This is a genomic window from Pseudomonas saxonica (assembly GCF_007858365.1).
GTDB lineage: Bacteria > Pseudomonadota > Gammaproteobacteria > Pseudomonadales > Pseudomonadaceae > Aquipseudomonas > Aquipseudomonas saxonica.
The window spans coordinates 128490-147881 of the sequence record NZ_VFIO01000009.1; the positions used below are offsets into that span (position 1 = coordinate 128490).

15 protein-coding genes and 2 tRNA genes are annotated in these 19392 nt (G+C 55.1%); 12 read left to right on the top strand and 5 right to left on the bottom strand.

All coding sequences use genetic code 11. The annotated features are described in order from the left end of the window. Positions 1–60: 60 nt before the first annotated feature. The 12 genes from tpiA (at position 61) to FJD38_RS19630 (ending at position 11045) form a co-directional block, all read left to right on the top strand. A complete protein-coding gene (tpiA, locus tag FJD38_RS19575; protein ID WP_122783706.1) occupies positions 61–816 on the top strand; it encodes a triose-phosphate isomerase in 756 nt (251 codons plus the stop codon). Between the two features lie 3 nt (positions 817–819). Next, positions 820–1203 carry a preprotein translocase subunit SecG gene (secG, locus tag FJD38_RS19580; RefSeq protein ID WP_122783705.1) on the top strand — a complete coding sequence of 128 codons (384 nt, stop codon included), beginning with the start codon at positions 820–822 and terminating at the stop codon, positions 1201–1203. A 29-nt stretch (positions 1204–1232) separates the two neighbouring features. Continuing rightward, positions 1233–1318, top strand: a tRNA-Leu gene (locus FJD38_RS19585). Between the two features lie 96 nt (positions 1319–1414). Further along, positions 1415–1491: transfer RNA gene (locus tag FJD38_RS19590), tRNA-Met, on the top strand. Between the two features lie 141 nt (positions 1492–1632). Beyond that, complete coding sequence (gene rimP / locus FJD38_RS19595; protein WP_122783704.1) at positions 1633–2091, top strand: ribosome maturation factor RimP; 459 nt, start codon at positions 1633–1635, stop codon at positions 2089–2091. Between the two features lie 47 nt (positions 2092–2138). Next, a complete protein-coding gene (nusA, locus tag FJD38_RS19600; protein WP_003439619.1) occupies positions 2139–3620 on the top strand; it encodes a transcription termination factor NusA in 1482 nt (493 codons plus the stop codon). A gap of 27 nt (positions 3621–3647) precedes the next feature. Beyond that, positions 3648–6152 carry a translation initiation factor IF-2 gene (infB, locus tag FJD38_RS19605; RefSeq protein WP_122783703.1) on the top strand — a complete coding sequence of 835 codons (2505 nt, stop codon included), beginning with the start codon at positions 3648–3650 and terminating at the stop codon, positions 6150–6152. 158 nt (positions 6153–6310) lie between these two features. Beyond that, complete coding sequence (rbfA, locus tag FJD38_RS19610) at positions 6311–6712, top strand: 30S ribosome-binding factor RbfA (protein WP_048383699.1); 402 nt, start codon at positions 6311–6313, stop codon at positions 6710–6712. A 3-nt stretch (positions 6713–6715) separates the two neighbouring features. Continuing rightward, a complete protein-coding gene (gene truB / locus FJD38_RS19615; protein WP_016783434.1) occupies positions 6716–7633 on the top strand; it encodes a tRNA pseudouridine(55) synthase TruB in 918 nt (305 codons plus the stop codon). Between the two features lie 163 nt (positions 7634–7796). Then, complete coding sequence (rpsO, locus tag FJD38_RS19620; RefSeq protein ID WP_122783702.1) at positions 7797–8066, top strand: 30S ribosomal protein S15; 270 nt, start codon at positions 7797–7799, stop codon at positions 8064–8066. A 224-nt stretch (positions 8067–8290) separates the two neighbouring features. After that, positions 8291–10396, top strand: a complete 2106-nt coding sequence (gene pnp, locus FJD38_RS19625; protein WP_122783701.1) for a polyribonucleotide nucleotidyltransferase — start codon at positions 8291–8293, stop codon at positions 10394–10396. Between the two features lie 289 nt (positions 10397–10685). Continuing rightward, positions 10686–11045 (top strand): BON domain-containing protein, encoded by a 360-nt coding sequence (locus FJD38_RS19630; protein ID WP_146387011.1) that lies wholly within the window; start codon positions 10686–10688, stop codon positions 11043–11045. Between the two features lie 226 nt (positions 11046–11271). On the opposite strand, the gene FJD38_RS19635 is transcribed toward FJD38_RS19630, so the two are convergent. The 5 genes from FJD38_RS19635 to pgi all read right to left on the bottom strand — a co-directional run bounded on the left by FJD38_RS19635 (position 11272) and on the right by pgi (position 19286). Beyond that, positions 11272–14205, bottom strand: coding sequence for a DUF748 domain-containing protein (locus FJD38_RS19635; protein WP_146387013.1), 2934 nt, complete (start codon positions 14203–14205; stop codon positions 11272–11274). Positions 14206–14314: 109 nt separating this feature from the next. Next, entirely contained in the window at positions 14315–15328 is a 1014-nt protein-coding gene (locus FJD38_RS19640) for a class I SAM-dependent rRNA methyltransferase (protein ID WP_122783698.1), read from the bottom strand. A gap of 108 nt (positions 15329–15436) precedes the next feature. Beyond that, positions 15437–16618, bottom strand: a complete 1182-nt coding sequence (locus FJD38_RS19645; protein ID WP_122783697.1) for an acetyl-CoA C-acetyltransferase — start codon at positions 16616–16618, stop codon at positions 15437–15439. Between the two features lie 80 nt (positions 16619–16698). Then, positions 16699–17568, bottom strand: coding sequence for an oxygenase MpaB family protein (locus FJD38_RS19650; RefSeq protein ID WP_146387015.1), 870 nt, complete (start codon positions 17566–17568; stop codon positions 16699–16701). A 53-nt stretch (positions 17569–17621) separates the two neighbouring features. After that, positions 17622–19286: a glucose-6-phosphate isomerase gene (pgi, locus tag FJD38_RS19655; RefSeq protein WP_146387017.1), complete on the bottom strand. Its 1665-nt coding sequence runs from the start codon at positions 19284–19286 to the stop codon at positions 17622–17624. Positions 19287–19392: the final 106 nt, after the last annotated feature.

A 19392-nucleotide genomic window follows, 5' to 3' on the forward strand; every position in this document is an offset into this window, starting at 1 on the left:
CTTGCCAGCGCGGATGTGGTTGGGTAACATCTGCGCCCACTTTGACCGATGAGGTAAAGCATGCGTCGCATGATGGTAGCTGGTAACTGGAAGATGTACGGTACCCGCGCCAGCGTCGATGCGCTGATCAACGGTCTGCGTGGTCTGGCCTTGCCTAACGATGTTGATGTTGCAGTTTTTCCGCCTCAGCTGTTTATTGATCGTGTTATCAATGGCTTGCAAGGTGCACCGATTTCGGTTGGTGCTCAGGATGCTGCGGTGAATTCGGAGCAGGGCGCCCTGACTGGCGAGATTTCTTCGAGTCAGTTGTTGGACGCAGGTTGCAAGTTGGTACTTGTGGGTCACTCTGAGCGTCGCCTGATTCTGGGTGAGCAGGATGAGACACTTAACCGCAAGTTTGCAGCAGCTCAAGCCTCTGGCTTGACGCCAGTGTTGTGCATAGGGGAAACCCTTGAGCAGCGCGAAGCGGGACAAACGCTGGAAGTGGTAGAGCGTCAACTGAATGCCGTGATCGACGAGTTTGGTATTGATGCTTTTGTAAATGCTGTGATTGCTTACGAGCCGGTCTGGGCCATTGGCACCGGGCTGACCGCATCACCGCAGCAAGCGCAAGATGTGCATGCGGCCATTCGCTCACAGCTCGCGCAAAAGAATTCTGAAGTGGCACAAGGTGTGCGGCTTCTATACGGCGGCAGCGTGAAGGCGGCCAATGCGGTCGAACTGTTCAGCATGCCGGATATCGATGGGGGACTCATTGGCGGGGCTTCCCTGAATGCAGATGAGTTCGGTGCGATCATTCGTGCCGCAGGAAACTGAGAAATGCTGGATAACGTCGTAACTGTGTTTCATCTGCTGACAGCATTGGGTGTAATTGCCCTGGTTCTGCTGCAACAGGGTAAGGGAGCGGATGCTGGAGCATCTTTCGGCGCAGGTGCATCAAATACTGTGTTCGGAAGCCAAGGTTCCTCTACCTTTCTTAGTAAGTTTACTGCTATACTTGCCGCAGGTTTTTTCATAACCAGCTTAGGGTTAGGTTACTTTGCTAAAGAGAAAGCTGAACAGCTGACTCAAGTAGGTTTGCCAAATCCAGCGGTGTTGGAAGTTCCAGTGCAAAAGCCGGCTTCAGATGATGTTCCGGTGCTTGAAGAGCAAAAGTCGGCAACACCTGCGACTGACGTACCTCCAGCTCAAGAGCAAAAGTAAAACGGGTTTCATGATGTAAATGCAGTATTGCCGAGGTGGTGGAATTGGTAGACACGCAACCTTGAGGTGGTTGTGCCCATAGGGTGTAGGGGTTCGAGTCCCCTTCTCGGTACCAATTATCAAGAATGCCCGCAGTAGCGGGCTTTCTTGTATGTGGAAGGTTGGATTGACCCTGAAAAGGATCAACCGTATACTTCCGCTCCAGCTTTGTCGCGGGATGGAGCAGTCTGGTAGCTCGTCGGGCTCATAACCCGAAGGTCGTCGGTTCAAATCCGGCTCCCGCAACCAGTTTTAGCGGAGCCCCTTATTAGGGGCTTTTTGTTAACTGGACACTTTATAGCGTCGGTATTCAACGACGTTTCAGAGATGGGCGCTTCGCCCATTTTTTTATTTTGCACAGCATGCACAAACATGCACTAGGGGGTTCAGGTGTCGAGCAAGCTAGAAGAGTTGCAGGCCTTGTTGGCCCCGGTGGTCGTGGCCCTAGGCTATGAATGCTGGGGTATTGAATTTTCGGCTCAAGGCCGCCATTCAATGTTGCGTGTGTATATCGACAAGGAAGGCGGCGTACTGGTGGATGACTGCGCTATTGTCAGTCGTCAGATCAGCGGCGTTCTGGATGTCGAAGATCCTATCGCTGTTGAATACACCCTTGAAGTTTCTTCTCCTGGCATGGAACGCCCTCTGTTCACTCTCGAACAGTTTGCCCAATTTGTCGGTGAGCAAGTGAAGATCAAGCTGCGCTCGCCTTTTGAAGGGCGACGCAACTTTCAGGGCCTTCTGCGCGGCGTAGAAGAGCAGGACATTGTGGTGCAGGTTGAAGACCATGAATTCCTGTTGCCGATCGATATGATCGACAAGGCCAACATTATTCCCAGTTTTGACTGAGACGCGGATCCCGCGGATCCAATGGCTTGCGAAAGGCGAGGCGTACGATGAGCAAAGAAGTACTGCTGGTTGTTGAGTCGGTGTCCAATGAAAAGGGCGTACCGGCAAACGTTATTTTTGAGGCGCTGGAATTGGCTTTGGCCACTGCGACCAAAAAACGTTTTGAAGACGAAGTCGATCTGCGTGTGGAAATCAATCGCCACACCGGTAACTATGAGACTTTCCGTCGCTGGACTGTGGTCGAAGACGAAGATCTGGATGATCCAGCAATCGAGTTGGCGGTAGACCAGGCCCAAGCGAAACAGCCAGGCGCTGTAGCTGGCGATATTATCGAAGAGAAAATCGATTCTATCGAATTCGGTCGGATCGCTGCACAAACGGCCAAACAGGTCATTGTGCAAAAAGTCCGCGAAGCTGAGCGTGCTCAAGTAGTCGATGCTTATCGTGAGCGTCTGGGCGAAATCATTTCGGGCACCGTTAAAAAGGTGACACGTGACAATGTGATCGTTGATCTGGGTAACAACGCTGAAGCGTTGCTGGCCCGTGAAGACATCATTTCGCGTGAAACCTTCCGCGTTGGCGTACGCCTTCGCGCGCTGCTCAAGGAAATTCGTACCGAGAACCGCGGTCCTCAACTGATTTTGTCGCGTACAGCGCCAGAAATGTTGATCGAGCTGTTCCGTATTGAAGTTCCAGAGATCTCCGAAGGTCTGATCGAAGTGATGGCGGCCTCCCGCGATCCTGGATCTCGCGCTAAAATAGCCGTTCGCTCCAAAGATAAACGCATTGATCCGCAAGGTGCTTGCATTGGTATGCGCGGTTCGCGCGTCCAGGCAGTGTCTGGCGAATTGGGCGGAGAGCGAGTGGATATCGTCCTTTGGGATGACAACCCGGCGCAGTTCGTGATCAACGCAATGTCGCCAGCTGAAGTAGCGGCAATTATTGTTGACGAAGATGCCCATGCAATGGACATCGCCGTTGGCGCAGACAATCTGGCCCAGGCGATTGGTCGCGGCGGTCAGAACGTACGTTTGGCTAGCCAGTTGACTGGCTGGACCTTGAACGTGATGACCGAATCGGACATCCAGGCTAAACAGCAAGCAGAAACCGGCGACATCCTGCGTAACTTCATCGAAGAGCTGGAAGTTGATGAAGACCTCGCGCAGGTACTGGTTGATGAAGGCTTTACCAGCCTGGAAGAGATTGCCTACGTACCGGTGGAGGAAATGCTCAACATCGATGGCTTTGACGAAGATACCGTCAACGAGCTTCGCGCTCGAGCCAAGGATCGTTTGTTGACTAAAGCCATCGCTACTGAGGAAAAGCTGGCAGACGCCCATCCGGCCGAAGACCTGCTCTCGCTTGAGGGTATGGACAAGGATTTGGCGATGGAACTGGCGGTGCGCGGCGTAATTACCCGCGAAGACCTGGCCGAGCAGTCTATTGACGATCTGCTCGACATCGACGGCATTGACTCAGATCGTGCCGGCAAGTTGATCATGGCCGCCCGAGCCCATTGGTTCGAGTAACTAGGCGCGGCCTGAGGAGAGAAATGCATGACGCAAGTCACGGTGAAACAACTGGCCGATGAGGTCAAAACACCGGTTGAGCGCCTGTTGCAGCAGATGCGTGAGGCAGGTCTGCCGCACACCGCCGCCGAGCAGAATGTAACCGACAGTGAGAAGCAAGCTCTGCTGACTCACTTGAAAAGCAGCCACAAGGCTAAAGTGGAAGAACCGCGCAAAATCACTTTGCAGCGTAAAACCACAAGCACCCTGCGTGTTGCTGGCAGCAAAAGCATCAGCGTTGAAGTGCGCAAGAAGAAAGTCTTCGTACAGCGCAGCCCGGAAGAAATTGAAGCCGAGCGCAAACGTGAGATGGATGAACGCCGCGCAGTAGAAAATGCTGCACGTCAAAAGGCTGAAGAAGAGTCCAAGCGTCGCGCCGAAGAAGAAGCGCGCCGTCAGCCTGCTCAAGCTGCTGCCCCGGCAGCCGCAGCGCCTGCACCTGTGCAAGCAGCTCCGGCTCCGAGCGCGGCACCTGCTCCAGCGCCTGCTGATGCACGCAAGCGTGACGAACAGCGTCGCCCGGACAAACCACGTGCCGATGATAACAATCGTCGTGGTAACAGCGACGGTGATCGCAAGAACGCTCCGCATCGTGCTTCGGTTAAAGAAAAAGCACCGACGCCACGTGTTGCTCCGCGCACTTCCGATGAAGAAAGCGATAGCTTCCGTCGTGGTGGCCGTGGCAAGGGCAAGCTGAAGAAACGTAACGCTCACGGTTTCCAGAGCCCAACCGGCCCTGTGGTTCGTGACGTTCAGATCGGCGAGACCATCACTGTTGGCGATTTGGCCGCACAGATGTCGGTCAAGGCTGCTGAAGTCATCAAGTTCATGTTCAAGCTGGGTACGCCAGCGACCATCAACCAGGTACTGGATCAGGAAACTGCTCAACTGGTTGCTGAGGAACTGGGCCACAAAGTGACTTTGGTTAGCGACAACGCCCTGGAAGATTCCCTGGCCGAGTCCCTGAAGTTTGAAGGCGAGTCGTTCTCCCGTGCACCGGTTGTGACCGTAATGGGCCACGTTGACCACGGTAAAACGTCCCTGCTCGACTACATCCGTCGTGCCAAAGTAGCTGCTGGCGAAGCCGGTGGTATTACTCAGCACATCGGTGCATACCACGTTGAAACCGAACGCGGCATGGTTACGTTCCTCGATACCCCGGGTCACGCTGCGTTTACCGCAATGCGTGCACGTGGTGCCAAGGCGACTGACATCGTGATTCTGGTTGTGGCTGCAGACGACGGTGTAATGCCGCAGACCATCGAAGCTGTTCAGCATGCGAAAGCAGCTGGTGTGCCGCTGGTGGTTGCAGTGAACAAAATCGACAAGCCAGGTGCTGATCTCGATCGCATCCGCAGCGAGTTGTCCGTTCACGGCGTGACGTCGGAAGAGTGGGGTGGTGACACTCCGTTTGTTTCGGTCTCGGCGAAAATGGGTACCGGCGTTGACGAATTGCTCGAAGCCGTATTGCTGCAAGCTGAAGTTCTGGAACTCAAAGCCACTCCATCGGCTCCTGGCCGTGGCGTAGTGGTTGAGTCCCGTCTGGACAAAGGCCGCGGTCCTGTTGCAACCGTTCTGGTTCAAGACGGTACTCTGCGCCAAGGCGACATGGTTCTGGTCGGCTCCAACTACGGCCGCATCCGCGCCATGCTCGATGAGAACGGCAAGCCTATCAAGGAAGCCGGTCCATCCATCCCTGTCGAGATTCTCGGCCTGGACGGTACGCCAGATGCTGGCGACGAGATGAGCGTAATGACTGACGAGAAGAAGGCGCGTGAAGTTGCCCTGTTCCGTCAAGGCAAGTTCCGCGAAGTGAAACTGGCGCGTGCTCACGCAGGCAAGCTGGAAAACATCTTCGAGAACATGGGCCAAGAAGAGAAGAAGACGCTTAACATCGTCCTCAAATCTGACGTCCGTGGTTCGTTGGAAGCTTTGCAGGGCGCTCTTAGTGGCCTGGGTAACGACGAAGTGCAAGTGCGCGTAGTGGGCGGCGGCGTCGGTGGTATCACCGAAAGCGACGCTAACCTGGCACTGGCTTCCAACGCTGTATTGTTCGGCTTCAACGTGCGTGCTGATGCAGGCGCTCGTAAGATTGTCGAGCAAGAAGGCCTGGACATGCGTTACTACAACGTCATCTACGACATCATCGAAGACGTCAAGAAAGCCCTTACCGGCATGCTTGGCAGCGACGTTCGGGAGAATATCCTGGGTATTGCTGAAGTCCGCGACGTGTTCCGTTCGCCTAAGTTCGGTGCAATTGCTGGCTGTATGGTGCTGGAAGGTGTTGTTCACCGTAACCGTCCAATCCGCGTACTGCGTGACGACATCGTTATCTTCGAAGGCGAGCTGGAATCCCTGCGCCGCTTCAAGGATGACGCTGCCGAAGTGCGTGCCGGCATGGAATGCGGTATCGGCGTCAAGAGCTACAACGACGTTAAAGTCGGTGACAAGATCGAAGTGTTCGAGAAGGTTCAGGTTGCTCGCAGCCTGTAAACCGCGAACCTCAAGAGCAAAGACGAGCCGCAGCATGCAGATGCAGTGCGCTCTGTCTGGACTCTAAACGCAACGCCCGGTCCGGCTTTTGTCTGGCCGGGCGTTTGCCGCTTTCAGAACGCATGGGTTTCCCATGGGTGAGTAACAGGTAACAAGACATGGCAAAAGAATACAGCCGTACCCAACGTATCGGCGATCAGATGCAGCGTGAGCTGGCACAGCTGATCCGTCGCGAAGTTAAAGACCCGCGCGTGGGTCTGGTCACTATTACTGCGGTAGAAGTCAGCCGTGACGTTGGTCACGCCAAGATTTTCATTACGGTAATGGGTCAGGACAACGCTGAAGATATTGCTCAGACCATCAAGGTTCTGAACTCCGCTGCAGGCTTCCTGCGCATGCAACTGGCGCGTGAAATGAAGCTGCGCAGTGTTCCTCAGTTGCATTTCCACTATGACGAAAGCGTTGTACGTGGCGCTCATCTGTCCGCTTTGATCGAGCGTGCAGTGGCTGAAGACAATCAGCACCCTGAAGCCACCGCTCCTGAAGACACCAAGGAGTAACCGGTGGCTCAGGTCAAGCGTATCCGTCGTAACGTCAGTGGCATCATCCTGCTCGATAAGCCGCTTGGGTTTACCTCCAACGCGGCTTTGCAGAAAGTCCGCTGGCTGCTCAATGCTGAAAAGGCAGGGCACACCGGTAGTCTCGATCCTTTGGCCAGCGGCGTCTTGCCGTTGTGCTTTGGCGAGGCCACCAAGTTTTCGCAATACCTGCTCGATTCCGACAAGGGTTATGAAACCTTGATGCAATTGGGCAAGACTACGACAACGGCCGATGCCGAAGGCGAGGTTTTACAGACGCGCCCGGTGACCGTTGGTCGCGCCGATATTGAAGCTGTATTGCCGAAATTTCGCGGGCAAATCAGTCAGATACCGCCGATGTACTCTGCTCTCAAACGTGATGGCCAGCCCCTTTACAAGTTGGCACGTGCAGGCGAAGTGGTGGAGCGTGAACCGCGTTCTGTTACTATTACCCGCCTCGAATTGTTGGCCAGCGAAGGCGACACTGCACGCTTGGCCGTCGACTGCACTAAAGGCACTTATATCCGTACCCTGGTGGAAGATATTGGTGAGCAATTAGGGTGCGGTGCATACGTTGCAGAACTGCGTCGTACGCATGCAGGCCCGTTTAGCCTGGCCCAAACCGTCACGTTGGAAGAGCTGGAAGCTGTGCATGCCGAAGGTGGTAACGAAGCGGTGGATCGTTTCCTGATGCCTTCAGACAGCGGTTTGCTTGATTGGCCGTTACTGCACTTTTCGGAGGCTAGCGCGTTTTACTGGCTCAATGGCCAGCCAGTACGCGCTCCCGATGCGCCCAAGTTCGGCATGGTGCGGGTACAAGATCACAACGGTCGCTTTATCGGTATCGGTGAAGTGAGCGAAGACGGGCGCATTGCGCCGCGTCGACTGATTCGGTCGGAATGACCGGAACAGGCCGGGCCGGGATGTTATTGTCCCGGGCCGGACTGAAACGAGGGTGGCTGTTATTAGGCACGGTCACATCTCATTTTTAAATACGAGGATTTGTCCTCGGCCTATTGGATCTGTCTTGTTCGCAAGCAGACCCCTAATTGAAAGGAAATGCCTCATGGCACTGACAATCGAACACAAAGCAGAAATCGTAAAAGACTACCAGCAAGCTCCAGGTGATACAGGTTCTCCAGAAGTGCAGGTTGCACTGCTGACCTTTAACATCAACACGCTGCAAGGTCACTTCAAAGCTAACAGCAAAGATCACCACTCCCGTCGTGGTCTGATCCGCATGGTAAACCAGCGTCGTAAGCTGCTGGACTACCTGAAAGGCAAAAACGTTGAGCGTTACAAAGCGCTGATCGCTCGCCTGGGTCTGCGTCGCTAATAGCGATGTTGCTAGAGGCTGGTTGTCTGTCGTGTGTCTGCGGGTTTCCCGCAGACTCGTGGCAGGCTTCCAGCCTCAAGTTTTATCTGGGCTACCCGGATTCTTACGAAAACTTTCCGCTCGGGCTGTTTTCGTAAGCATCTTGAATCGGGTCAATACCCGATGTTGCACAGGACTTTCGCAAGAAACCCGTTCCCCAAGAGCCACAAAGAAGGTAGGACACCGTGAACCCGGTTATCAAAAAATTTCAGTTCGGTCAGTCGACCGTTACTCTCGAGACTGGCCGTATCGCCCGTCAGGCCTCCGGCGCAGTATTGGTCACCGTTGACGACGACGTCAGCGTGTTGGTGACTGTAGTCGGTGCCAAGCAGGCTGATCCAGGCAAGGGTTTCTTCCCTCTGTCCGTTCACTACCAAGAAAAAACCTACGCTGCCGGTAAAATTCCAGGTGGTTTCTTCAAGCGTGAAGGTCGCCCTTCCGAGAAAGAAACCCTGACCTCGCGCCTGATCGACCGTCCGATCCGTCCGCTGTTTCCAGAAGGCTTCATGAACGAAGTGCAGGTTGTCTGCACCGTTCTGTCTACCAGCAAGAAAACCGATCCGGACGTCGCTGCGATGATCGGTACTTCGGCTGCATTGGCAATCTCCGGTATTCCTTTTGATGGCCCAATCGGCGCTGCACGCGTTGCTTACCACGAAAGCACTGGCTACCTGCTGAACCCAACCTACGAGCAACTGGCTGCTTCAAGCCTGGACATGGTTGTTGCCGGTACATCTGAAGCCGTGTTGATGGTTGAATCGGAAGCTAAAGAGCTGACCGAAGACCAAATGCTGGGCGCTGTCCTGTTTGCTCACGACGAGTTCCAGGTCGTTATCCAGGCAGTTAAAGAACTGGCTGCCGAAGCTGCCAAGCCAACCTGGGACTGGGTTGCTGCTCCAGAAGCCACCGAACTGTTGGGCGCTATCCGTGCCGAGTTTGGCGAGGCGATCTCTCAGGCTTACACCATCACCGTCAAGGCAGACCGTTACGCGCGTCTGGGCGAGTTGAAGGATCAGGTTGTAGCCAAGTTCTCCGGTGAAGAAGGCCAGCCTTCGTCCAGCGAAGTCAAAGCTGCTTTCGGCGAAATTGAATACCGCACCGTTCGCGAAAACATCGTTAATGGTAAGCCGCGCATCGATGGCCGTGACACTAAAACTGTTCGCCCGTTGAACATCGAAGTGGGTGTTCTGCCTAAGACCCACGGTTCGGCTCTGTTCACCCGTGGCGAAACTCAGGCTCTGGTTGTTGCCACTCTGGGTACTGCCCGTGACGCACAGCTGCTGGACACCCTGGAAGGCGAGAAAAAAGACCCGTTCATGCTGCACTACAACTTCCCTCCGTTCTCGGTAGGTGAGTGTGGTCGTATGGGTGGTGCAGGTCGTCGCGAAATCGGCCACGGCCGTCTGGCTCGTCGTTCTGTTCAGGCCATGCTGCCTGCTGCTGATGTATTCCCGTACACCATCCGTGTTGTATCGGAAATCACCGAATCCAACGGTTCCAGCTCGATGGCATCGGTGTGCGGTGCTTCGTTGGCGCTGATGGACGCTGGTGTTCCGATGAAGGCACCCGTTGCCGGTATCGCCATGGGTCTGGTTAAAGAAGGCGAGAAATTCGCAGTTCTGACCGACATCCTGGGTGACGAAGACCACTTGGGCGACATGGACTTCAAAGTAGCCGGTACCGCTAAAGGTGTTACCGCGCTGCAGATGGACATCAAGATCAAAGGCATCACCGAAGAAATCATGGAGATCGCACTGGGCCAAGCCCTGGATGCTCGCCTGAACATCTTGGGTCAGATGAACCAGATCATCGGTCAGTCGCGTAACGAACTGTCGGCCAACGCTCCGACCATGATCGCGATGAAAATCGACACCGACAAAATCCGTGATGTGATCGGTAAAGGTGGCGCGACCATCCGTGCGATCTGCGAAGAAACCAAAGCTTCGATCGATATCGAAGACGACGGTTCGATCAAGATCTTCGGCGAATCCAAAGAAGCCGCAGAAGCTGCACGTCAGCGCGTTCTTGGGATCACTGCAGAAGCAGAGATTGGCAAGATCTATGTCGGCAAGGTTGAGCGCATCGTCGATTTCGGCGCATTCGTAAACATCCTGCCAGGCAAAGACGGCCTGGTTCACATCTCGATGCTGAGCGATGCTCGTGTAGAGAAAGTGACTGACATTCTGAAAGAAGGTCAGGAAGTGGAAGTACTGGTACTGGACGTGGACAACCGCGGTCGTATCAAGCTGTCCATCAAGGACGTAGCTGCTGCCAAGGCATCGGAAGCTTAATCGCTCCCCACGCCTGCTTTAAAAAAAGGATCCTTCGGGATCCTTTTTTTATGGCTACAGTTAAGCCAGCGCCAAAGGGCCATATGCCATGAGTTGAAAGCCGCAACTTGCATGCAGATTTTTATGGCGCCATGCAAATTGCACGATCGGGTAAAAGCATGTTTTTCATAAGTCATTGATTTATATGGTTTTTATTGTTTTCGAAAAGTTGGCACGTGCCCTGCAACAGTACTGATAACCCTGCTGCTGCAAGACAGCGCAGATTCTAAAGAAGACAGGAGTTACTCGTATGAAGAAGTTTGCTATCGCTGCTGCAACTGCCACCGCTCTGACCCTGACCCTGACCATGGCCAACGCCGCATTTGCTGCTCAAGCAACCACCCAAGCACCAATGAACGTGGCTGCAGGCGAAGTTGATAAAGCCAAGGAAGCTACTTCTGATACTTGGATCACGACCAAAGTTAAATCTGATCTGCTGACCGAAAAAGGCATTCCAGGTAGCGACATCAAAGTCGAAACCAACAAAGGTGTTGTGTCTCTGTCGTCCACTGTTGCTATCACTGACGCACAGAAAAAGATTGCGGTCGACATCACCAAGAAAATCAAGGGCGTTAAAGCCGTTTCGGCTGATGGCCTGAAAGCTGAGTAAGTGTTCTGACTCGTAGAGCCAGAGTAAGTCGCAGCAGGTGATTCAACCTGCGGGCTTTCAAATCAGGTTCATGCGACGGCCACACGGATGTGGTCATTACAGCCCCCGACGCTCTGCGTCGGGGGCTGTTCTATGTGCGGCCCCATAAACTGTTGCTTTGACCGACTAACGCTGAGTGTTGAGCATGAGAGGGCGCCCCTGATCCACAGCCTGGGACGATGAGCCCCTATTCACTGTCCAGATGCAGGGGAGTAATCACTCGACCATCGCTCTCGGCTTCACCCAGCGTGGCATCGATAAAGTAGACGCGGTCATCTGCCAGCCCGCCTTTATCCACCAGATAGTCTTTGATGCTGCTGGCTCGGTCTTGACCCAGTTGACGTAGCAATACTTCGCTTTTGCTCCAGAAATCGATCAATGCATCGCGCATTTTAGCGGCACGTTCTTCACGGCTCAGATCTGCCCATTCAGCAGGCGGTTGTTGCTTCATGCGGGCACGGTAAATACCTTCAAGCAAAGGGGCTTTTTCATCGTCTGGTACGTTAAGCAGCGATGCCTGAGCGGGCACTTTCTCGCCTCGACGCTGGAGGATTTTGTAGTAGGTGTACTGATATTCGCGCTCAAGGCGATCCTTGGCGATCAGTGGCCCATCGCTGGTTTGCGCCGCGGTGCCTTCAATCTCCAGGCGCAGGGCCGGGCGTTTCTTCAACGCTTCGGCGAGCGTGTCGAGCGCTTTTTGTGCATCAGGTTTCAACTCGCTCGACCCGGGGGCAAAGGACACCGTGCCCAAATCTTCTGAGCCACCGCCATTGATCAGTCCGCCAATAAACTTGAAGGGTGCTTGTACGGCGCGCAGCACCAGATTGCGCAGAGTTTGCCAGACGATGGGCATCACACTGAATTGCGGGTTGTTGAGGTCGCCTGTGAGCGGCAAATCAATTGAGATCGTTCCATCGGTGTCTTTGAGCAGGGCAATCGCTAACTTGATCGGCAGGTCGACCGCGTCCGGGCTGTCGACTTTTTCACCCAATTGCAGTTGCTCCACGACCAGCTTGTTTTGAGCCTTGAGCTGCCCTTTGGTGATCAGATAATGCACGTCAAGGTTCAGGCGGCCTTTGCGAATGCGGTAACCGGCGAATTTACCCGAGTAAGGTGTCAGCGTCGTCAGCTCGACCCGTTTGAAACTGGTGGCAATGTCGAGACTCGCCATTGGATCAAAGGGGTTGACGCTACCTTTGATCGTTACCGGCGCATATCGGTCAACCTTACCGGCGACATTCACACTGGCAGGTTTAGCTTGGCGACTATCAATGGTGCCAATTTGGCCGTTGAGCTGTTGGATGGCCGTTGCAAAGTTAGGCGTGAGGCTGAAATCTGCGAAATTGGCAGAGCCATCATTGATCGCAATGCCGCCAATATGGATGCCCAGCGGCTTGTTCTTGGTGGTGGCCGGTTTGGCGGTTGTTTTAGCGCCGCTATTAGCCGGTTGCGGGATAAGCAGGTCGTCGATATTAGTGGTGCGGTCGTCGTTGATCATAAAGCGCACGTAGGGCTGCGCAAATTTGACGTTGGCAATCGCCAGGCTGTCTTCATGCTTGTACTTCAGACCCTCCAGATCCAGGCGCTGCCACTTCAGGAAGTCACGATTCTTGAGGGTATCGAGCGTGTGCAGCTGGGCGATCTGCACGCGTCCGTCGACGGTAAAGGCCAAGGGGTCGATGCTGTTGAGGTCGACCGTCAGATCGCTGTCGAGCATACCGCTTCGTAATTCAAGTCGAATGAACGGGTCGATGTAAGCTTGCGCAACGCGCAGGTCGATATCTTGGGTGGTGACCTTGAGTTTGGCGCTCACCGGGTTGAGATCCACGTCACCGCTGGCGGTAAGTTTTCCCTGCTTGCCTATGCCTGCATCGAGTTTGACGGTGAAAGGTGACTGGTTAAGGCTGTCGAAATTATGTACGTCGACATTGATCGGACCCATATCCAGGGCCACAGGTGTTTTGGGTTCTTTATCGGCGAGATGAACGCGATAGTCGCGCAGTTGCACGTCTTTAAGCAGTACTTGCCATGGCTTGCTCGGGGCCACAGGAGCAGGTTTAGGGGGCTCGACGGTGACTGGGTCAACCCCTTTATGTGAAGCCCTGGAAGCCTTGGATGGATGACTGGCAAACAGTTTCTGCCAGTCGAGCTGGCCATCTTTTTCCCGAGTGACCCAAGTTTCCAGATTCTTGCTGTTGATCTTGCCAACCACGACGTGTTGCTTGGCCAGGTCCAGGGTGGTATCGCTGACATCCAGCCGTTCGAGTCTTGCCAATGGACGTCCGTCTGGAGCATTGATGTTGAAGGGCGCAATACTGGCGGTAGCGTTGCTGAGCACCATTTGCGTGTCTTTAGCCAGGTTCAGCGTGTAATCCGTGCTGAAATTCAGGACGCCATCTTCGAGCACCAGAGGCAGCTCATCACGCACATAAGGCCACCAGGCTTTCATCTTGCCGTCAGTCACCTTGAGTGTGCCCTTTGAGGCAATCGGCACCACGCTCAGCGTGCCACTCCAATCGATGCGACCGCCTTCGGGGCCGTTAGCCACCAGCGTCATGTCGGCATTGTCTTCGGGCAAGGTGCTCAGATTTTTCAGCTCAAGATCCATCGAGTCGTAGAGAAATTCGATGGGCTCGCTGGGACGCATATCGGTGAAATGGAGGTAGCCATCAGCCAGTTTGATGGCGTCAATGCGCAGCGGGAAAGGTTTGCTGTCGGGGTTGGCGGGTGTCGGCTCACTGGCCGGCAACTTGAACAGTTGGGTCAGGTTAAGCGTACCGTCTTTGTTAAACAGCACCTCAGTCTTGGGTTTGTCTAGCTGCACATCCGCCAGATGCAAAGCTTTTGTCCACAGGCTGTCTGTTTGCAGGTTGGCGTAAAATCGCTCAAATCCCACCTGCTCCTTACCCGGCTCGCCGACGCGAAATCCCCACAAGGTCAACTCCAGCGTAAACGGGTTGAACTCGAGCCGATCGAGTTTAGCGGGGACTGTGGCGTAGTTGGCTAACTGCTGGTTGATGATGCGCAGGCCAATGCCGGGCAATATTAAAAAGCCCAGCAGGCTATAAATGGCAGTCGCCGTCAGCAAAACAACAACGGCGCGGATCAATCCTTTGAGCATGTGGGGTGTCGTCTATTTCAGTCAGAGTGCCTTTGAGTATGGCACGCGTTTCTGGTTCCGAGACGGATGCCATGTGATCTGCAGGATTTGTCCAGATCGTTAGTAAGATCTAGAACTGTAGAATCAGCGTTTTCAAGGGTGGCTGATGATCCATCGACGGAAAATCTGCCGCAGGGCTGAGCACCTGCCAATCACGCACCGGGCGACCGGCTTTTTCGGCGCAGCGCAGTACTTGTTCACGCCAATCGTCCATGCTGACTTTAGCCAGATTGTTGCAGCAGATAAGTACGCCATCTGCGGCAGTGGTCAGCACCGCGGGTTTGAGCAGGCTTTGATAGTCGCGTAATAGATCAACGGTGCCGAAAGCGCTCTTTGCCCACGCGGGTGGGTCGAGCAACACAAGATCATATTCGCGTTGTTCAAGGCGGGGATAGGCGGGGAGTTTGTGGCGGCGCTGAACGATGGGCAATCCTGCCAGTTGGCGGATGGCAGCAAAGTAATCGGACTGCACGAACTTCATTTTTTTCAACTCAGGATTCAATAGGCCGTTTTCACGGCCCACGGCAAGATTGCCCTCGGCGAAGTCGAGGTTGCACACTTCACTGGCACCTCCGGCCGCGGCGCTCAGGCCCACCCCGCAGGTATAGGCAAACAGGTTCAGTACGCTTTTGCCAGCGCTGTGTTGTTTGACCCAGCCGCGTGCGTTGCGCAGGTCAAGGAACAGCAAAGGGTCTTGACCTGCATGGCGGCCGCGGACGCGATAGTTAAGGCCCCATTCATGCCCCACCATGTCTTGAAGCGCCGCTTCCTCGGCGCGATAGACTGTGTCGTCACGGTCAATGCGCGAGTTGCCTTGGGAGCGATCGTTGTACACCAGCAACAAATCGAGCCCCAGATGACGATTGATCGCGTCATGCAACTGCAGCAAGTCATCGCGTTCCAAACGTTGATGAAAGCTTTGCACCAGCAGTTGTGGGCCGTATCGGTCGATGGTCAGGCCCCCGGCGCCTTCCTGACTGCCGTGGAACAGGCGATAGCAGTCGGTGCCTTGGGCATGCAGTTCTGCCAGCAGATCGTGACGATTATCGAGGGCGGCGCGCAGCGCCTGATTCAAGGAAGACATGCGATGCGCCTTGGGAATAGATAAGGCGCGGCAGTTTAACAGAACAGAGTCTAAACGGGCTTTTGTAGTCGCTGTCGCAGGCTGCGGCAGCGACTACAGAGTGCTTGTTTAATCGCGCTCAATGGCCATGGCTACACCTTGGCCGCCGCCGATGCACAAGGTTGCCAGACCCTTTTTGGCATCGCGCTTGATCATTTCATGGAGCAGGGTGACCAGGATACGACACCCTGACGCACCAATCGGGTGACCAATCGCAATGGCCCCGCCGTTGACGTTGACCTTATTCGCGTCCCAATTCAGCTCTTTGCCTACCGACAGGGCTTGAGCGGCGAACGCTTCGTTGGCTTCGATCAGGTCAAGCTGTTCAAGACTCCAGCCCGCCTTGGCCAGACACCGCCGGGTGGCGTCTACAGGGCCGATGCCCATGATGGCCGGGTCGACTCCAGCGTTGGCGTAAGCAGCGACTTTGGCCAGCACCGGTAAGCCCAGGGCCTTGGCTTTGCTCGCACTCATCAACAGCACGGCAGCCGCACCATCGTTGAGCGAGGAGGCGTTGCCAGCGGTGACAGAGCCGTCCTTTTTGAACGCCGGTTTTAGCTTGGCCAGCGATTCAGCCGTTGTACCTGCGCGTGGCTGCTCATCGGTATCGAACGAAACGGGTTCGCCTTTACGTTGCGGGATCACGATCGGCGTAATTTCATCGACAAAACGGCCGGTTTCGATGGCAGCAATGGCTTTTTGTTGGGACTGAGCAGCAAATTCATCCTGCTCCTGGCGGCTGATGCCGAACTTATCCACAAGGTTTTCCGCGGTGATTCCCATGTGATAGTCATTGAATGCATCCCACAGTCCATCGCTGATCATTGTGTCGACGATTTGACTGTGGCCCATGCGCAGGCCCGTGCGGGCACCGGGGACGATGTAGTTGGACAGGCTCATGTTTTCCTGGCCGCCAGCAATGATGACGTCGGCATCGCCACAACGTATGGCCTGCACAGCGAGGTGCAAGGCTTTCAAGCCAGAGCCGCAGACTTTGTTCAGGGTCATTGCCGGAACAGCGAAAGGCAGGCCAGCCTTGATTGCCGCCTGACGCGCAGGGTTTTGCCCGGCACCCGCGGTGAGCACTTGGCCCATGATCACTTCATCGACCTGAGCGCCATCCAGCCCGGTTTGTTCCAGTAGCTGACGAATGACGGCTGCTCCCAGTTCAACAGCAGAAACATGGGCTAGCGAACCTTGAAAGCTGCCGACGGCGGTGCGGGTGGCGGCAACTATTACGACGTCTTGCATCGCGCGAATCCTCATTTTTATTGGTGTGTAGTACTCGGAATCAGGCACGCATGGTGGCATAAATTGATGGCGCTCGGGTTTTAGTCAAGCCCCATCCGCCGCCGTGCACGCTGCACCGAACCATTACGTACGGCCCAGCGCAGTACCGGCGCGGTGCTTTTAACACCGGCCCTTACCAGCGTGCGAGTGAGCGGGCGCTGATAAAGCCCTAATTGATGACTGGCCCAGTCTGGCAGTAGATCAATCCCGGCTTGCATCATCAGTGCCCCAAACGGTTTGGCCAAAAGGCTGGGGGAGGGTGCATTCAGCAACAGGCGAATAACCTCATTGCTGCGTTCATCGCACAGCAGTTGAGGGCGGATATCGTTGAGGTATTCCGCTATTTGCTGGCGTGTGCGTGGCACGTCAGTGGCGCCCAAGCGCTCAGCGACCAATGCTATTTCGTCGTAATAGCGATCTTGATCGGCGATGGATAAATGCGGATTGCGATACCGCAGATGAGCGGCCAGGAAGTTGCTGACTTCGGCCACATGCACCCATGTCAGTAAGTGCGGATCGCTGGCGGCATACGGTCTGCCATCAAGACCAGTACCGGTAACCTGCAGGTGAATGGTACGTACTTTTTCAATCAGCCAGTCGGCATCCCGGGTGGAGCCAAACGTTGTGCCTGAAATGAACTGTCCTGTACGACGCAGTCGTCCCAGCATGTCCTGACGAAAATTGGAGTGGTCCCATACCCCGGCCAACGCCAGTGGGTGCAAGGCTTGCAGCATCAACGCGCTGATGCCGCCTATCAGCATGCTGGTGAAGTCACCGTGCACTTGCCAACTGATAGAGTCCGGGCCAAACAGACCGGGATCGCCTTTGGGGTTTTCAAGGTCGAGCTGGCCGAGCGAAAGGCCGGTCAGGCTCATGATTTGGCGTTCGATGGGGCGGCGAATGAGTTCCATGGAGCCTCGGTTGTGCCAGCCAGTCCCGGATGCCGAGGCTGGCTGGCTATCAATCAACCGCGATGACGACCGCGGAAGTAGTTGATAAGACCTTGGGTCGATGCGTCGTCGGCAGGTTCTTCCAGGCTGCCGGTGAGGCGGTTGTAGACGCCTTTGCCGAGTTCCTTGCCCAGTTCCACGCCCCACTGATCGAAGGCATTTATGCCCCAGATCACGCTCTGAACGAAAACTTTGTGCTCGTACAGGGCCACCAGTGCACCCAGGCGACGTGGGCTGATACGTTCAACCACAAGCGTGTTGCTCGGACGATTGCCCGGGATCACTTTGTGCGGTGCGAGTTTTTGAATGTCTTCTTCGAGCATGCCCTTATCGCGCAACTCGGCCTCGGCTTCTTCGCGGGTTTTACCCAGCATCAGTGCCTGGCTTTGTGAAAGGCAGTTGGCATACAGCCATTGATGATGGTCGGACACCGGGTTGAAACTGACGATCGGCACGATGAAGTCGGCCGGAATCAGCTGTGTGCCTTGATGCAGTAACTGGTGATACGCATGCTGCCCATTGCAGCCCACGCCGCCCCAGATCACCGGGCCTGTGTCAGTCGACACCGGGGTACCGTCCTGACGTACGCTCTTGCCGTTGGACTCCATGTCCAGCTGCTGCAGGTGCTTGGTGATGTTACGCAGGTAGTGATCGTACGGCAGGATGGCGTGGCTTTGCGCACCCCAGAAGTTGCCATACCAAACACCGAGCAAGGCCATCAACACCGGCATGTTTTGCTCGAACGGGGCGTTCTGGAAGTGCTGGTCCATGCTGTAGGCGCCGGACAGCAGCTCCTTGAAGTTGGACATGCCGATGGCCAGTGCGATCGGCAAACCAATCGCCGACCACAGCGAATAGCGACCGCCTACCCAGTCCCACATCGGGAAGATATTTTCTTCACGGATACCAAAGGCTACCGCAGCCGCGTTGTTGCTCGATACGGCGATAAAGTGGCGATGCAGCTCAGCTTCCGAACCACCTTGCGCCAGATACCAAGCGCGGGCAGCCTGTGCGTTTTTCAATGTTTCGAGGGTGTTGAATGACTTCGACGAAACGATAAACAGTGTTGTTTCAGCGCGCAGTTTTGCGGTCAGTTCATGAAACTCACTGCCGTCGATGTTCGCGAGATAGTGGCAGCGCACGCCTTTTTGCGCGTAGGACAGCAGGGCTTCAGACACCAGTTCAGGGCCCAGGAATGAGCCGCCAATGCCGATGTTGACGATGTCAGTGATGGGTTTTTCGGTGTAGCCGCGCCACAGGCCATCGTGAATCCGCCCGACCAGTTCGGTCATTTGGTTCAGGACTTTGTGCACTTGGGGCATGATGTTGACGCCGTTCACCGACAGTTTGTCGGCTACAGGGCGACGCAGTGCGGTGTGCAAGGCCGGGCGACCTTCGGAGGCGTTAACGATTTCGCCTTCAAACAGCGATTTGATTGCCCCTTTAAGATCGACCTCGTTAGCCAGTTCAACCAGCAAGTCGCGGGTTTCATCAGTGATCAGGTTTTTCGAGTAATCCAGAAACAACCCGCAGCTGCTCAGCGTGAAGTCTTCAAAACGCTTCGGATTATTGTTGAACGCATCGCGCATGCTGAAATTCTGCATGTCGGCACGGTGGAGTTTTAACGCTTGCCAGGCGGGCAGAGCGGTAACGTCATGAGGAGTGCGGTAGTACGCCATCGCTGCGAATATCCTTTTTGCTTGAACTGCCTTTGGACACTGAAACTCCCGAAACCTTCACGCATGGGTGAGGTGTTCGGTCAGTCTGTTTCTACGCTTGATCACA

What these genes read in the sequence shown, in the direction of transcription:
- tpiA (WP_122783706.1), top strand. Translation starts at nt 61, where the DNA reads ATGCGTCGCATGATGGTAGCTGGTAACTGGAAGATGTACGGTACCCGC.
- secG (WP_122783705.1), top strand. Translation starts at nt 820, where the DNA reads ATGCTGGATAACGTCGTAACTGTGTTTCATCTGCTGACAGCATTGGGT.
- nusA (WP_003439619.1), top strand. Translation starts at nt 2,139, where the DNA reads ATGAGCAAAGAAGTACTGCTGGTTGTTGAGTCGGTGTCCAATGAAAAG.
- infB (WP_122783703.1), top strand. Translation starts at nt 3,648, where the DNA reads ATGACGCAAGTCACGGTGAAACAACTGGCCGATGAGGTCAAAACACCG.
- rbfA (WP_048383699.1), top strand. Translation starts at nt 6,311, where the DNA reads ATGGCAAAAGAATACAGCCGTACCCAACGTATCGGCGATCAGATGCAG.
- rpsO (WP_122783702.1), top strand. Translation starts at nt 7,797, where the DNA reads ATGGCACTGACAATCGAACACAAAGCAGAAATCGTAAAAGACTACCAG.
- FJD38_RS19630 (WP_146387011.1), top strand. Translation starts at nt 10,686, where the DNA reads ATGAAGAAGTTTGCTATCGCTGCTGCAACTGCCACCGCTCTGACCCTG.
- FJD38_RS19635 (WP_146387013.1), bottom strand. Translation starts at nt 14,205, where the DNA reads ATGCTCAAAGGATTGATCCGCGCCGTTGTTGTTTTGCTGACGGCGACT.
- FJD38_RS19640 (WP_122783698.1), bottom strand. Translation starts at nt 15,328, where the DNA reads ATGTCTTCCTTGAATCAGGCGCTGCGCGCCGCCCTCGATAATCGTCAC.
- FJD38_RS19645 (WP_122783697.1), bottom strand. Translation starts at nt 16,618, where the DNA reads ATGCAAGACGTCGTAATAGTTGCCGCCACCCGCACCGCCGTCGGCAGC.
- FJD38_RS19650 (WP_146387015.1), bottom strand. Translation starts at nt 17,568, where the DNA reads ATGGAACTCATTCGCCGCCCCATCGAACGCCAAATCATGAGCCTGACC.
- pgi (WP_146387017.1), bottom strand. Translation starts at nt 19,286, where the DNA reads ATGGCGTACTACCGCACTCCTCATGACGTTACCGCTCTGCCCGCCTGG.